Here is a 12502-nt window from a genome sequence, read left to right on the forward strand (position 1 = left end):
CATGCGAGGCAGTTTACTGAGGTTCATTAAAAGATGCCAGCCTTTATGGCGTCTCGGTTTCGCCTTGGGTTTGATCTGCATTAATGTATCGCTACCGGGCTGTTCGCAGCCGGATAATGTCGTCAGCTCAGTGGATACACTTAACCAACGTATTGCCAGTACATTAAACACCCCGCCCGCTACGCTGAACTACACGCCGCGGCCTGAGCCAATGCCAGCGGTGCGTGAACTAAAACCGATTGGCGAGCCCGCCGGCATGAGCTTTTTAATCAGCCTGCAGTTAGGCCACTGCAGCGCTGGTCAACTCATTGCCGAGCGCAATAGCTCGCTGGGGCGCCTGGAAGATGGCTTAATGCGCTATCAGGACGACCTGGCATTGTTAACCGCACTTAAATCTTGTGCAGAACACTCCGACTCAGCGCCGATCAAAACAGAACTAGAACAGGCCATCGCAGATAAACGGCAACAACTGGCGTACGACAAAGCACAAGGTTTTGCGACTGATAAGGCGCTGCGGCATGCACTGACAGTAAGCAACACGCCACTCTCTGTTATTAGCGATAGCCGCTTTGAACCGCCCCTTAATGCCCTTAAACAGCTGACTGAGTGGTTACAACAGCCAACCGCCGATGCACAATTAGCCAACTGGCGGCAGCAATTAGCGCAATCAGACTACCTACCCCGGCTTATGCGTTCGACCATCGAAATGCGGTTAAAACTACAACAACTGCAGCAACAATTGCCATCACTAACCCGGGCGGCCGGTTGCAATGCCAGGGGCGTACCCGAGCGCGCGAGTATTCTACAAAACGTTTTTATGCAGTTTTTTATCAGCGAGGTACAAGTCACGCTGGCGGCACTGACAACCCAATACCAGCAACTAAAACCCGTGTTAGAAAACCTTGCAGATCAAACGCCGCAGACGGCTTTGAAGCTATATTTAACTGAATTAAGTTTACAAGGCGAACAACTGACCGAAGCGAGTAAAGCCTTTGTGCAGCCCTGGCAACAATTATTTGCTGACTGTGGCTTTACACCCGGCGCCGATTAATCCTAAGCTGGGTTAATAAGCAACTGGTCTGACCGGAGCCTTGCCATCATGAGCAACAAAGACAACTATTTCGCACAAACCCATGAGGTGACTAACCAACCGCCGGCGTTAGAGGATTATAATCTGTACGCTGCAGACATCGCGCTACAAGAAGCTGTTGTACGCGAAGGTGCCGGCTGGGCCGAAACCGACATCGCCCGTTTTGGCGCCGAGTGTGGCTTCAGTGAACGGATTAAACTGGGCTTTGACGCCAACGCCAATAAGCCGCAACTGCAAACCCACGACCGCTTTGGTCACCGTATTGATCAGATCGATTATCATCCGGCTTATCATCAGTTGATGGATATCGCCATCACTGAGGGATTGCATTCGAGCCCCTGGCGCCAGCCGGGCAAAGGCGCGCAGGTTGCACGGGCGGCCAAATACTATCTGCATACCCAGGTTGAAGCCGCGCATGGTTGCCCGGTTACCATGACCTTTGCTGCTATCCCAGCGCTCCAACACCAACCCGAGTTGTACCAACAGTTTGCCGATAAGATCATGGCGCCTTACTACGACCCTAACAACATACCCGACAACCGCAAAAATGGCCTGACCGTCGGTATGGCCATGACCGAAAAGCAAGGCGGCTCTGATGTTCGTGCTAATAGCACAACCGCTTACCCCATCGGTGCAGAAGGCCCGGCACAAGCCTATGAATTGGTCGGTCACAAATGGTTCGTGTCCGCCCCCATGTGTGATTTGTTTTTAGTGCTCGCACAAACGCCCGGTGGCTTATCCTGCTTTTTGGTGCCTCGCTGGCGACCCGACGGCACTAAGAACGCGCTCCAAATCCAGCAGCTGAAAAACAAAATGGGCAATGTCGCCAATGCCTCCAGCGAGTGTGAACTGCGGGGCGCATTAGGCTGGATGGTCGGTGAACCCGGCCGTGGCGTGCGTACCATTATCGAAATGGTCGCCATGACCCGCTACGACTGTATGATCGGTTCGTCTTCGGGTATGCGCCAGGCTACCGTGCAGGCCATTCATCATTGCCGTCACCGTCGGGCATTTGGTAGCACGCTAGATAAACAACCGTTGATGCAAAACTTACTGGCCGACTTAGCACTCGAAAGCGAAGCGGCAATGACCTTAACCCTGCGCATGTCGCGTGCCTTTGATCAGCAAAATGACGAACGCGAAAAATTGTTCGCCCGTATAGCCACACCGATTGGTAAATACTGGATCTGTAAAAGAACAACGCAGCACGCCTACGAGGCGATGGAAGTTATCGGCGGCATGGGCTTAATGGAAAATACCATCATGCCGCGGCTGTTGCGCGAGGCGCCGGTTAACAGCATTTGGGAGGGCAGCGGCAACGTACAATGCTTAGATATTTTACGTGCCGTTCAAAAGGAGCCAAAGGTACTTGAAGCGTATTTTAACGAAGTGAGCAAAGCTGCCGGCAAACACCCGCTTTTAGATAACTTTGTTAATGCACTGCACAATGACTTTAAACAAACACCCAAAGACGACTGGCAATACCATGCGCGGAGTTTTGCTGACCGTATGGCGTTAGCACTGCAAGGCGCACTGTTATTACAACATGCACCGGATTATATCGGCGAGGCATTTTGTAACGCGCGATTAAGCGCCTGCCAGGCGATGAATTACGGCACTTTGCCCGCTTCAGTTAACGTCGAAGGCATTATTGAACGATCATTTGCCTAAAACATCGCCAGTCAGGCGGTTGCGGGTTAAAAAACACTTGCACCGCACGTACTAAATGAATAATATAGCGCCCGTCTTCACGACACAGCACCCCAAAATGTGCGTCCTTAGCTCAGTTGGTTAGAGCGCTGCCTTGACATGGCAGAGGTCGGTAGTTCGAGTCTACTAGGACGCACCACTCTATTATCAAGAAAAACCTCAATTATTCAACAAGTTAGTAGCCAAGATAAATCCACTATCTCAGCCACATATTTTATTGGTGACCAAACGGTGACCATTCAGTGCCCTAGCCTATTTTATCACCCGATTGTTTCAAAACCTTTTGCAATATGCACTCAAAGATTGATCTGACTAATTATTCAGTTTTATGAATACGAACCTATACAAACTTTATCGATAAGCGTTAAAAATCATTACTCATCAGGGCTGTAAATAAATAGATCCCCAGGCGTACACTCAAAAAATTCACACATTTTGTTCATGACTTCTATTTCAATTCGGGCTGCTTCATCGTGGTAAATCCGCTGGATCGTGCCCCTATTAATTCCTGTCGCTTTGGCAAGATCTGACATCTTTAACTTTCTCTCGGCTAAAAGAACAGCAATGTTTGATTTTATCATCCAATAGACCTTTTTTATCTTCTATAGACAAAAAATGCTTGCAGGGGATTTTACTTGTGCTAAATTATCTCCTGTAGACAATTTTAATCTACTAAAAATACTTTTTGTTGATTGGAGATATTACTATGAGTCGCACATATCTGACAACTGATGAGCTTGCTAAACGCATTAAATATGAGCCTCGCACTATTCGTAACTACCTTAAAGACTCTGTGCTTCTTGAAGGAATCCATTACTTCCACCCTTTTGGTGGCCGAAAGATTCTTTATATCTGGGAAAAAGTCGAATCTGAAATGATGAGAGATACCTTCATGGATAGTAAGGCAATTGGATAAGGAGATCTTATTATGGCGTCAATTAACTCGAGAAATGGGAAGCTAGTCGTAGATTTCAGGTATGAAAAACAGCGATGTAGAGAAAGAACTGTTTATGCTGATACCCCAGGCAACAGAAAAAAGCTCAGAAAAATAGTAGAGCGTATGGAAGCTGAGCTTGTCCTCGGTACGTTTAAATATGACGAATACTTTCCAAACTCCGAACGTGGTCAAAAGTTATCTCAGTTAAACCAATTAAGAGCGGCTTCACAAACCAACAGCGCGCCACTTTTTTCAGATTTCTCAGAGCTTTGGTTTCGGGAGCGCGAAGGCGAATGGAGAAAAAGCTATATACAAACAGTTCGGTATACGCTCGATTCATATTTGATCCCGCAGCTAGGCAAGTCTAAAGTAAATGAAATCACTAAAGCGGTGATTATGGAGTTTCGAGCGTCGTTACTCAAGACCACCTCGCATCTTGGTACCAACTTAAGTAACGCTCGCATCAATAAAATCATGAGCATCGCTAGAATGATCTTAGTGGAAGCATCTGACCGATTTGACTTCCCCAACCCGTGGCTAAATATCAAACCACTTAAAATTAAACGCACAGATGTAAACCCGTTTTCGCTAGAGGAAATCAAACGTTTTATCAATGCTGTTCGGCCGGATTTCAAAAATTACTACATCGTTCGTTTCTTTACCGGCATGAGAACAGGCGAAATAGATGGGCTCCATTGGGATAATATTGATTTTAACAAGCGTCAGGTTTTAGTGCGTCACTCTAAAGTCATGGATGAGCTTGTTGACACCAAAACTGACGGTTCATTTCGGCAAATTGACATGAGCCAAACTGTTTTTGACGCACTAAAATCACAAATGAAAATCACATACGGAAAATCCGACTTTGTGTTTTGTTCGCCGAACGGTTCCCCCCTCCAGCACAACAATGTGACAAAACGTGTTTGGTATCCAACCCTAGAGTACCTTGGGCTTACCAAACGCAAACCCTATCAAACAAGGCATACAGCAGCTTCTTTATGGCTCGCTGCTGGCGAAAATGCAGAGTGGATTGCCCGGCAATTGGGTCACGCAAATACCCAGATGCTCTTCAAAGTTTACTCTCGTTATGTTCCAAACCTTACACGCAAAGACGGCTCTCTTTTAGACAAGGTACTTACTGAACATTTAAATGACTTAAATAAGTCGGAGGATTAATACAATGTTAAATTCAGTAGCAAAGGCAAGTTACGTTAATAATCATAACATCACTAACGGGGGTGATAATCCCTCGCCCGTCAATCAAAAAAATGAAAACGTGCACGTTAAAACTATTGCACAAAGCATTAACGATGGCTATCTCACGGGTTTGTATCGCATTACCGGTGTCATAGTTAAAATCGCCAAAAACGGTGAGCCATACGTAAGCATCCGACTGAGTGATTCAACAGGTGACGTCCATGCCGTTATATGGCCTGAGCGAAAACCACTTGATTGGAACCCGCCCTACAGAAATTCAATGAACACTTGTGTTTATGCCTCGGGCTCTGTTAATTATTTTACTTCATGTAATAAAAATCCTGCTGAAAAGAAACCAACTATCGTTATTGACGAAATTCGTTTAGCAACAGAAAATGAACTTCATGAAGCGCCAGCGTTAACTACTTTACCCCGGTTATATTGCCCAAATAAAGATGTATTCGATAAGTTAATCAGTACCGCCAGAGAACTAGAAAGCCCGCCGTTGAAACGATTTGTTTGTCGCGTTCTCAATCAAGATCAAGTATTTCAAAGGTTCTTACAAGCACCTGCCAGTACTAAGTATCATCATTCTTACCCAGGTGGTCTTTTAGAGCATTCCGTTGAAGTTGCTTGTATTATAAATAATATTGAACTTTACCGTAGTCCTAATGAGAAAGAGCTGGCTATTGTAGGCGGTCTTCTGCACGATATTGGAAAGGTCCGAAGTTACAATAACTACGGAAGTATGAGCCTTAATGGGAAATTAACCGACCACAATGCTCAAACGCTAGAAATTTGTGCCGAAGCACTAAAAGAGCTGGACTCCGACAACTACAATTTGGCTGAAACACTACGCCATATTTGGACGTGTTCATCACCAGGGTCTCGTTATGGCCGCCCTACTAAATTTGCAATCGGACATGTCGTTGCAACGGCAGATAGAATTAGTGCCGAATTCGGTAATGAAAACGCCGCATTTGCGTCCGCCTCAACTCACCAGAACCTAGCAAGGCTTGGTCAATTAGAGTACTGTCGACTAGCCTGATGTGTCCCCAATGAGAAGCCGATTTACCGATTGCGCTTCTCACCTTTATAAACTAAATGTCTGCTATGTGCCAACAGCGGACGTTAACGTCTTGGTAAGCCGCCGATACGGAGCGCAGCGTAGTACCAGTCGGCTTCACCGACTGGTTACACGGATATTACCATCGGTCCCGCCACCACCGTTTTTCAGACAACGCCTCCTCTAACGTAGGCTCTTTCCCCGTACCATCATTTAGGCTCACTATAGTGGCAATACTCATCGTACCAACCGGCTGAGATTCGTCAGCTTTGCGGCTGTTCATGAGATGGTGAAGGACTGTTTTCTCAACTCCTGATGGGAGGTCAGCCTTTACCCGCCGCAATATTGGCCTAATTGTATCTAATACTTCCTGACCATATTTGACGGCTTCTTCGCGCGATGGAATTTTACCTTTGTGAATTACCTCGTTACGGAACTGGATCTGCTTCTGCCGGAGTAGAGATGGGCTCTCGGAAAAACATTTTAGATAAAGGAAAATGAAAGCACCGAGTTGACGTTCTGACTGAGACGAAACCTTTTTCCAAGATTCAGTGATTAAACTTTCTTCTAATCCGTCCTCAAACAGACATGCCTTTATAAAGAATTCATTGAATCGTTCGAGACTTGAGGTGAAAGAGGCAACAGCCTCTCGATAGTAACCATCAAGGACTGCGTAAGCTCCCAGATCAAAAAGCACCTCGAACTTCTGCTCTTGCAAGACCGTTACTGTGGTGTGGCCTTTTTCACAGGTAAATTCATAGCGGCCATCATCTCTGAGCTCCACGTACTTCGGATATGGCGGATGACTATTGGCATCCTCACCGAAAGTGCACTTCATGCAAGTAAAAGGCAATCTCAAATGAAAATCTCCTGAGTTTCAGGGGCGTGTTGAAGCACTTAGTTATGCTTTTGGTGCCCAGCCATGGCGCTCTGCCAGAACCTGCCACTCCGGCTTCTTGATAGTTATATAGCCCTTACAGTACTGAATAAGGCTCTTTATATTGGCGTCATTGGCATTGTACAGACTGCCTGGAGTAGACTTTCCCTTAACTTTTGGATTTGCATGAGATCTTTGTAATGGAGTAATTACATTGCCAATAAGTTCTTTCAGCTTTTCATCCTCTGTCTTATTCATTACCTTCCCAAGATTAGTAATGTGAGACGCAACCGTTCGAAGTTCCTTAAGCTCTGATATTGTTTTTTCGTACATGATCAATTTTCTCCATGAATGCTAGTAGGGCATAACACCCGCATTTGCGGCTGGTTTGAAACGCAGCGGAAAACCAGTCCTGCAACATGCGCTTGTTACGTGTTTTGCTTATAGATAAATTGAAGGCGTTTGTATAAATCATTACTTAGATTCCTTAATCCTTCTTCATTTGGGTAGTATTTTAATGCCCTATGATGCCCTAAATCAGAAGGTATATCGTCAAGGGACTGAGTAATTGGAATAACAGTTTTTCCAAGAGTATGTGCTATTCCCGTTTCATACATGACATTAGGATTTTTACCAGTGAAATCAACCACCACTACCTTAGAGCAAAATATCAAATCAAAGATATCTTGTATAAAGGTGGAATTATCCCATATGTCATCAGCTCGCTTGCATTCCAAACTCATATAATCAGCCACTCTCGTTACAGCTGAGTAAGTGCCATTAAATCCGGCATTAAATGGCATCATCACGGAAATTAGCTTTTCGTTTAATTTTTTAGTAGGAACTTGAAATACGCTGGGTTTAAACGTTATTACTCTCTCGGTTGGGATTTCTTCAAAAGATGTTGAAACGAACTCGCCATTCGCAGGAAGTAACCGAACTGTTCCGTTCGCCTGAACAGAAATCGTTAAATCATTTGTTTTTAACGATGAAGTGATAGCTTCTAAAGCCTTATCACGGTCAACGTTATCATCAAAAAGAAAGTGATCTGGATGTAAGAGATACTCAATGACCTTAACCATTTCTGGTGATGGCATATTATCTGGAGATTGCCGTCTATTAAGTTCATCAAGAACTTCCCTAACCCATACTCGTCTAGTTGATCCATCATGAACATAATCAAGGTCTAAATCGACAAAAAATCGCGTAAGGTAAGACGAGCTTCTATACGGGAAAAACTGAAATGGTTGATCGCCACATATCATTTCAGCAATTTTCGAGATTGCTGCTGCTCCAATTTTCATTAACTAAAAATCCTCAATGTGCTGACACGTAACAGTTGTATATTGTGCGTGCGCATTTAGAACCTCGTCTAATTAATAGTTTTCGGTTCTTAACTTATGATAAAGCAGCATTCCTGACTTGAAAGGTTCCGAGTTAGCAAAGGCAATTTGAGCATGCTCAGTTACACTCTACCGGCGCACAATATCTAACCTTTATTTTTTGTTATGTAATTGACATTAAACGACTTAAATACACAGCACAACAACAAAATACGGAATATTACCGAAGTGAATGTGCCGTGCATCGCTAAGAATGCCCACAATTATTAGTAACGGGACGGCTATTCACTAGTTGGAGCAGGCTGAAAGTCAGAGGGTCCGCTGGTCGCTCTTAGCGGACACTACTAGTATTATCTGGCAATTTATTCTTAGTCAGTGCAAGCCAGCAAACACGCTGGCTTTATACCTAGTTACATTCCGGGCCCATGACACGCTGCAGGTGAGTCAAGACAGTATCCATTGTTTCCTTGTTATAACTGTAATGGTCTCCCTCCAAAGCGACATGCAGAACGGGGTTCTCATAGCTATTATCTGACAACCTTTGTTCAATTTTATTAGCCATTTCGAATGAAGGCCAAATTTGGTCTTGCCTTGCTGAGACCAGCGTAACCGAGCCTTTGATCTTCTCGACAGGAATTGCAGCATCGTTTAACTCTTTTGGGGAAGCTTCAGATAAAGCGTCAGTAAAGGCATTTCGGTACTCACCGGTAAAAATTCCGGATAGCATGTCAAAAGATAATAAAGGGGCCTCAATGTAAGGTAGTGGCTGTCCGTCGATGCTCCAGCTTGAATAGCTCATTGGTGTTTTCACTGCATTCCAGACAACATGACTCGGGTATGCAGCAACAATGTGATTAACCGTATTAAAATGGCTGCCAAGCAACAAAGATAATTCCGCACCTTTTGAGAAACCGAGAAGTGCAACACACTGACCTTTAATGCTCGAGTCTTCAGTTATTGCCTTAATACGCGCGTCAATTTCGTTTAAAGACAGCTCAATAGGGCTATCGGGCGTTCCCAACGTATCAAAGTAACCCATTGATGCAACAGAGAATCCATAATCGTGATATCTATCCATCAACGGCTTCATATTTGGATTGGCAAAGTAATTACCACCGTCACTTCCTCCTACCAGAATGACTAACGGGTGTGCTTCGCCGTCGCTAATGTAATTGGTGTATAGATCAGGTCCTGGTGCGTTCTCGCAGGACGCAAGAGCCCCCACCAGTAAAAATGGTGTTATTAATTTTTTCATTGTTATTCCTTTTTTAGGGTTAAGCACTACATCGTTAAGTGCCTTTTTAGTTGGCGTGCGCCATTACGGCTGGTTAATACTTCCAGCTCGGAGTGAATAAATCTTAAGAGCAAGCGCCCATTAAGCCAGCGCTCGGCTTCGCTCAATCGAAGCCGATTAATGATTGCGCCACGATGGACACGGAGAAAGTGTGCTGGCAGTTGTTGCTCCAGCTCAGTTAATGTCTTGTCTAGAGGGTAAGTCTGCGAACCGCAATGGGCCACTTGCGTCCCGTTGTCGATAATAATGGCATCGATATCCTCAATTCCTACGTTTCTCATACGTTGCCCCACCTGACTAATCAATGTTTGTGGCAGCGTTTGGGCTCGTTTTAGTCGCAGCCGCTCAGCGACTCGTTCAAGTGCGAGCTGAAGTCGTTGTAGGCTAATCGGTTTGAGAACGTAATCAGCGGCGGCACCGTTGAAGGCTTCAACGGCATAACGGCTGTGTGCCGTTGTGAAGATAACTTCGCTATTGCAGTGTTGCCGGTTTAATTGCGACAGCACATCGATTCCATTCAGTCCTGGCATATTAATGTCGAGTAAAATGACATCGGGTTGTGACTCTGAAAGATGCTGAAAAAGCTCCTCTCCGGACCTTAGCTCGGCTTCAATACGCCACTCGGGTAATGCACTTATAAGCTGATTCAGCTTCAGTCTACTTGCGTATTCATCGTCAACGATAAAAAGAGTATTAATCATGATTGGACTCCAGGCTGATGTTGACAACCGCTCCCTTAGACTCTGGGTCATTCGACAGCTGGATATTGGCATGGCGCATAAGGCCAATCCGTCGGATTGTCGTGCTCAAACCGAGTCCCGAATGTTTTAAATCTTCAGGTTGAGTAGCCAGCACGGTGTCAGGAAAACCGGGACCATTGTCGCGGATAGTAACCTGTAGAGCACTTCCACGAGCTTTACACACTAACGTTAATTTAATTGGAAACCGCGTGGCATGTTTAATTGAGTTTTCCAGTATTGGTTGCAACAAAAATGGTGGAATTTTCACGTCTAGAGTTGCTTCATCAATGTCTATATCTATTTTCAAATCATCACCGAGCCTAGCACGCTCTATATTCAGCCACTTTTGTAGGATCATTAATTCATGTTTGAGGCTTATGGTATCGACATTATTGGTATCAAGGATATGTCGTAGTACGGAGGCTAAATCGTGAGTCAGCCGCTCTGCCTTTTTCGGATTCGAAGTAATGAAAGCCGTTAACGTATTAAGGCTGTTAAACAAGAAATGAGGATGCAAGGCATGCTTTAGTTGATTCAACTCAGCATGCTGGCGCAGCAAACGTTCGATTTGTAATGCTTTGTAGGCTCTATAGGCACGATAAAGAATATAGGTTCCAATAGCCCAGGGAATTGACATGAAAAAGACATCAAGCCAACCAAAGTTAACAGCTGAGTAAATGCCTGCTAGAGCAAAGCCCCAGATTCGATAGCCGATATAAAAGCAACCAAACCATAGAAGCAACTCATAGAAAATATTGTTGATGGCGAGCCTTTTGATAGCGAATATGGCCGAAGAAATAGGTACCCAAAATAGGAAGACAATCGCAACAGCCCCAGCTAACAGAGCGTCATTGGTTCCTGCCTGCCCTCGTTGCCACCAGTCGAGAAAGGTAATCGTGGCACTGATAAAACTTAACCCGAGTAATGCAATAAACAGTTCTTTTTTAGTGATTTCTGGCATCGGTGTGTCCGCTGCTTTTGATTATGCAGACATTATTAAAGCCCTGAAACTGAGTGTCACTGTGTTTCTGACTGAATGGTTAAAATAAAGGGTTGAACTGTCGCTAGGGTTCGTCCGCTATGAGCGCAGGCTGTGTGAAAACTATTGATCACCTTTTGGTCTAAGAAGACTTTTTATATGATCAATCGGTCTTAAGTATCGGTCCTCAATTGATATCTGAATTGGTACAATAAAACTATCAAAAAATTGATAGGTTTCAATCACATGTCGAGATTTATCGAAGGCCAAAGCCGAACACAAAGCACGCTGTTTCCCGAAGTTTTAGATGACTACATCCATGAAGATAATCCGGTTCGTGCAGTCGATATGTTTATCAATTCATTAGGTTTATCTGACTTGGGTTTTGCACGTTGCCAACCAGCCAACACAGGTAGGCCAAGCTATTCTCCGGCAACCATGCTCAAGATTTACCTTTATGGTTATCTTAATCGCATTCAATCAAGCAGACGTTTAGAAAAAGAAACTCAGCGTAATGTCGAGTTGATGTGGCTGGTTGAGCGTCTTACCCCAGATTTTAAAACGATTGCCGATTTCAGACGTGACAACGGCAACGCGATACAACAAGTCTGTAAGCGTTTTGTGTTGATATGCCGCGAACTCAATATGTTTACGTATGCCATCGTGGCTATTGACGGTACCAAATTCAAAGCGGTTAACAATATCGCTAAGAACTACTCTCGCGGTTTGATTAAGACCTGTATCGAAACGACCGAAAAAGATATTGCGAATTATCTTATGGAACTCGATAGAGCAGACCGCCAGTCCCGCACTGACGACATGGAAAAAGTGAAAGGTAAGCTGGTGAAACTGCAAGCGCGCCTTGAAAGCGAAAAAGCGATGCAGCAAGAACTGGAAACTTTACCCGATAAACAGATTTCTTATACCGACCCCGATAGCAGGCGAATGGCACTCAAGCATAAAGGCGTATTAGTCGGCTACAATGTTCAAGCGGCTGTCGACACCAAACATCACTTGATACTTGCCCATTACGTGACTAATAACCCAAGTGACAGACATCAGCTTGTCCCGATGAGCCAGCATGTGCAACAAGCGTTAGGTAAACAAGACATTACCATTCTTGCTGATAGAGGTTATGACGATAGCACGAGCTTTAAGACTGTTCATCAGGCAAGCGTTACTGCAATTGTTCCGAAGATCCGTACTTCGGCTAATCGAAAAAAAGGACTGTTTACCAAAGAAGACTTTGTCTATAACAAAGAAAAAGAC

Annotated in this window: 13 protein-coding genes and 1 tRNA gene; 7 read left to right on the forward strand and 7 right to left on the reverse strand. The window is 44.7% G+C overall.

Going from position 1 to position 12502, the window contains the following annotated elements; all coding sequences use genetic code 11:
* Positions 1-64: 64 nt before the first annotated feature.
* The 3 genes from DEU29_RS01945 (at position 65) to DEU29_RS01955 (ending at position 2939) form a co-directional block, all read left to right on the forward strand.
* Positions 65-1051, forward strand: a complete 987-nt coding sequence (locus DEU29_RS01945; RefSeq protein ID WP_166635858.1) for a DUF3080 family protein — start codon at positions 65-67, stop codon at positions 1049-1051.
* A 48-nt stretch (positions 1052-1099) separates the two neighbouring features.
* A complete protein-coding gene (locus tag DEU29_RS01950) occupies positions 1100-2761 on the forward strand; it encodes an isovaleryl-CoA dehydrogenase (protein WP_133538541.1) in 1662 nt (553 codons plus the stop codon).
* Positions 2762-2862: 101 nt separating this feature from the next.
* A tRNA-Val gene (locus DEU29_RS01955) sits at positions 2863-2939 on the forward strand.
* Positions 2940-3174: 235 nt separating this feature from the next.
* On the opposite strand, the gene DEU29_RS01960 is transcribed toward DEU29_RS01955, so the two are convergent.
* The gene (locus DEU29_RS01960) at positions 3175-3381 is read right to left on the reverse strand and encodes a helix-turn-helix domain-containing protein (protein ID WP_133538542.1); all 207 of its coding nucleotides are present in this window, start codon (positions 3379-3381) and stop codon (positions 3175-3177) included.
* 125 nt (positions 3382-3506) lie between these two features.
* On the opposite strand from DEU29_RS01960, the gene DEU29_RS01965 reads away from it, so the two are divergent.
* From DEU29_RS01965 to DEU29_RS01975, 3 genes are read left to right on the forward strand one after another with little or no spacing between them, the layout of a single operon-like run.
* Positions 3507-3716, forward strand: a complete 210-nt coding sequence (locus tag DEU29_RS01965) for a hypothetical protein (protein ID WP_133538543.1) — start codon at positions 3507-3509, stop codon at positions 3714-3716.
* Positions 3717-3728: 12 nt separating this feature from the next.
* Entirely contained in the window at positions 3729-4913 is a 1185-nt protein-coding gene (locus DEU29_RS01970) for a site-specific integrase (protein WP_133538544.1), read from the forward strand.
* Positions 4914-4917: 4 nt separating this feature from the next.
* Positions 4918-5982, forward strand: a complete 1065-nt coding sequence (locus tag DEU29_RS01975) for an HD domain-containing protein (protein ID WP_133538545.1) — start codon at positions 4918-4920, stop codon at positions 5980-5982.
* 157 nt (positions 5983-6139) lie between these two features.
* On the opposite strand, the gene DEU29_RS01980 is transcribed toward DEU29_RS01975, so the two are convergent.
* The 6 genes from DEU29_RS01980 to DEU29_RS02005 form a co-directional block, all read right to left on the reverse strand.
* Entirely contained in the window at positions 6140-6859 is a 720-nt protein-coding gene (locus tag DEU29_RS01980; RefSeq protein WP_208107592.1) for a hypothetical protein, read from the reverse strand.
* A gap of 42 nt (positions 6860-6901) precedes the next feature.
* Positions 6902-7210 (reverse strand): hypothetical protein, encoded by a 309-nt coding sequence (locus DEU29_RS01985; protein ID WP_133538546.1) that lies wholly within the window; start codon positions 7208-7210, stop codon positions 6902-6904.
* Between the two features lie 95 nt (positions 7211-7305).
* Positions 7306-8181 (reverse strand): hypothetical protein, encoded by an 876-nt coding sequence (locus DEU29_RS01990; protein WP_133538547.1) that lies wholly within the window; start codon positions 8179-8181, stop codon positions 7306-7308.
* 445 nt (positions 8182-8626) lie between these two features.
* Entirely contained in the window at positions 8627-9475 is an 849-nt protein-coding gene (locus DEU29_RS01995) for an acyl-CoA thioester hydrolase/BAAT C-terminal domain-containing protein (protein ID WP_133538548.1), read from the reverse strand.
* Between the two features lie 26 nt (positions 9476-9501).
* Entirely contained in the window at positions 9502-10215 is a 714-nt protein-coding gene (locus DEU29_RS02000) for a LytR/AlgR family response regulator transcription factor (RefSeq protein ID WP_164976534.1), read from the reverse strand.
* Positions 10208-11215, reverse strand: coding sequence for a sensor histidine kinase (locus tag DEU29_RS02005; RefSeq protein WP_133538549.1), 1008 nt, complete (start codon positions 11213-11215; stop codon positions 10208-10210). Before DEU29_RS02005 ends, DEU29_RS02000 begins: the two co-directional genes overlap by 8 nt.
* A 264-nt stretch (positions 11216-11479) precedes the next feature.
* Here DEU29_RS02005 and DEU29_RS02010 point away from each other — a divergent pair.
* On the forward strand, positions 11480-12502 hold a 1023-nt coding region (locus DEU29_RS02010; RefSeq protein ID WP_133538550.1), incomplete at its 3' end, for an IS1182 family transposase.

The sequence above is a fragment of the Idiomarina aquatica genome (assembly GCF_004362895.1).
GTDB lineage: Bacteria > Pseudomonadota > Gammaproteobacteria > Enterobacterales > Alteromonadaceae > Idiomarina.

Bases quoted from the DNA above. Each gene is read 5' to 3' on its own strand.
- DEU29_RS01990 (WP_133538547.1), bottom strand. From the start codon at position 8,181: ATGAAAATTGGAGCAGCAGCAATCTCGAAAATTGCTGAAATGATATGT.
- DEU29_RS02005 (WP_133538549.1), bottom strand. From the start codon at position 11,215: ATGCCAGAAATCACTAAAAAAGAACTGTTTATTGCATTACTCGGGTTA.
- DEU29_RS01950 (WP_133538541.1), top strand. From the start codon at position 1,100: ATGAGCAACAAAGACAACTATTTCGCACAAACCCATGAGGTGACTAAC.
- DEU29_RS01965 (WP_133538543.1), top strand. From the start codon at position 3,507: ATGAGTCGCACATATCTGACAACTGATGAGCTTGCTAAACGCATTAAA.
- DEU29_RS01975 (WP_133538545.1), top strand. From the start codon at position 4,918: ATGTTAAATTCAGTAGCAAAGGCAAGTTACGTTAATAATCATAACATC.
- DEU29_RS01985 (WP_133538546.1), bottom strand. From the start codon at position 7,210: ATGTACGAAAAAACAATATCAGAGCTTAAGGAACTTCGAACGGTTGCG.
- DEU29_RS02000 (WP_164976534.1), bottom strand. From the start codon at position 10,215: ATGATTAATACTCTTTTTATCGTTGACGATGAATACGCAAGTAGACTG.
- DEU29_RS01995 (WP_133538548.1), bottom strand. From the start codon at position 9,475: ATGAAAAAATTAATAACACCATTTTTACTGGTGGGGGCTCTTGCGTCC.
- DEU29_RS01960 (WP_133538542.1), bottom strand. From the start codon at position 3,381: ATGATAAAATCAAACATTGCTGTTCTTTTAGCCGAGAGAAAGTTAAAG.
- DEU29_RS01970 (WP_133538544.1), top strand. From the start codon at position 3,729: ATGGCGTCAATTAACTCGAGAAATGGGAAGCTAGTCGTAGATTTCAGG.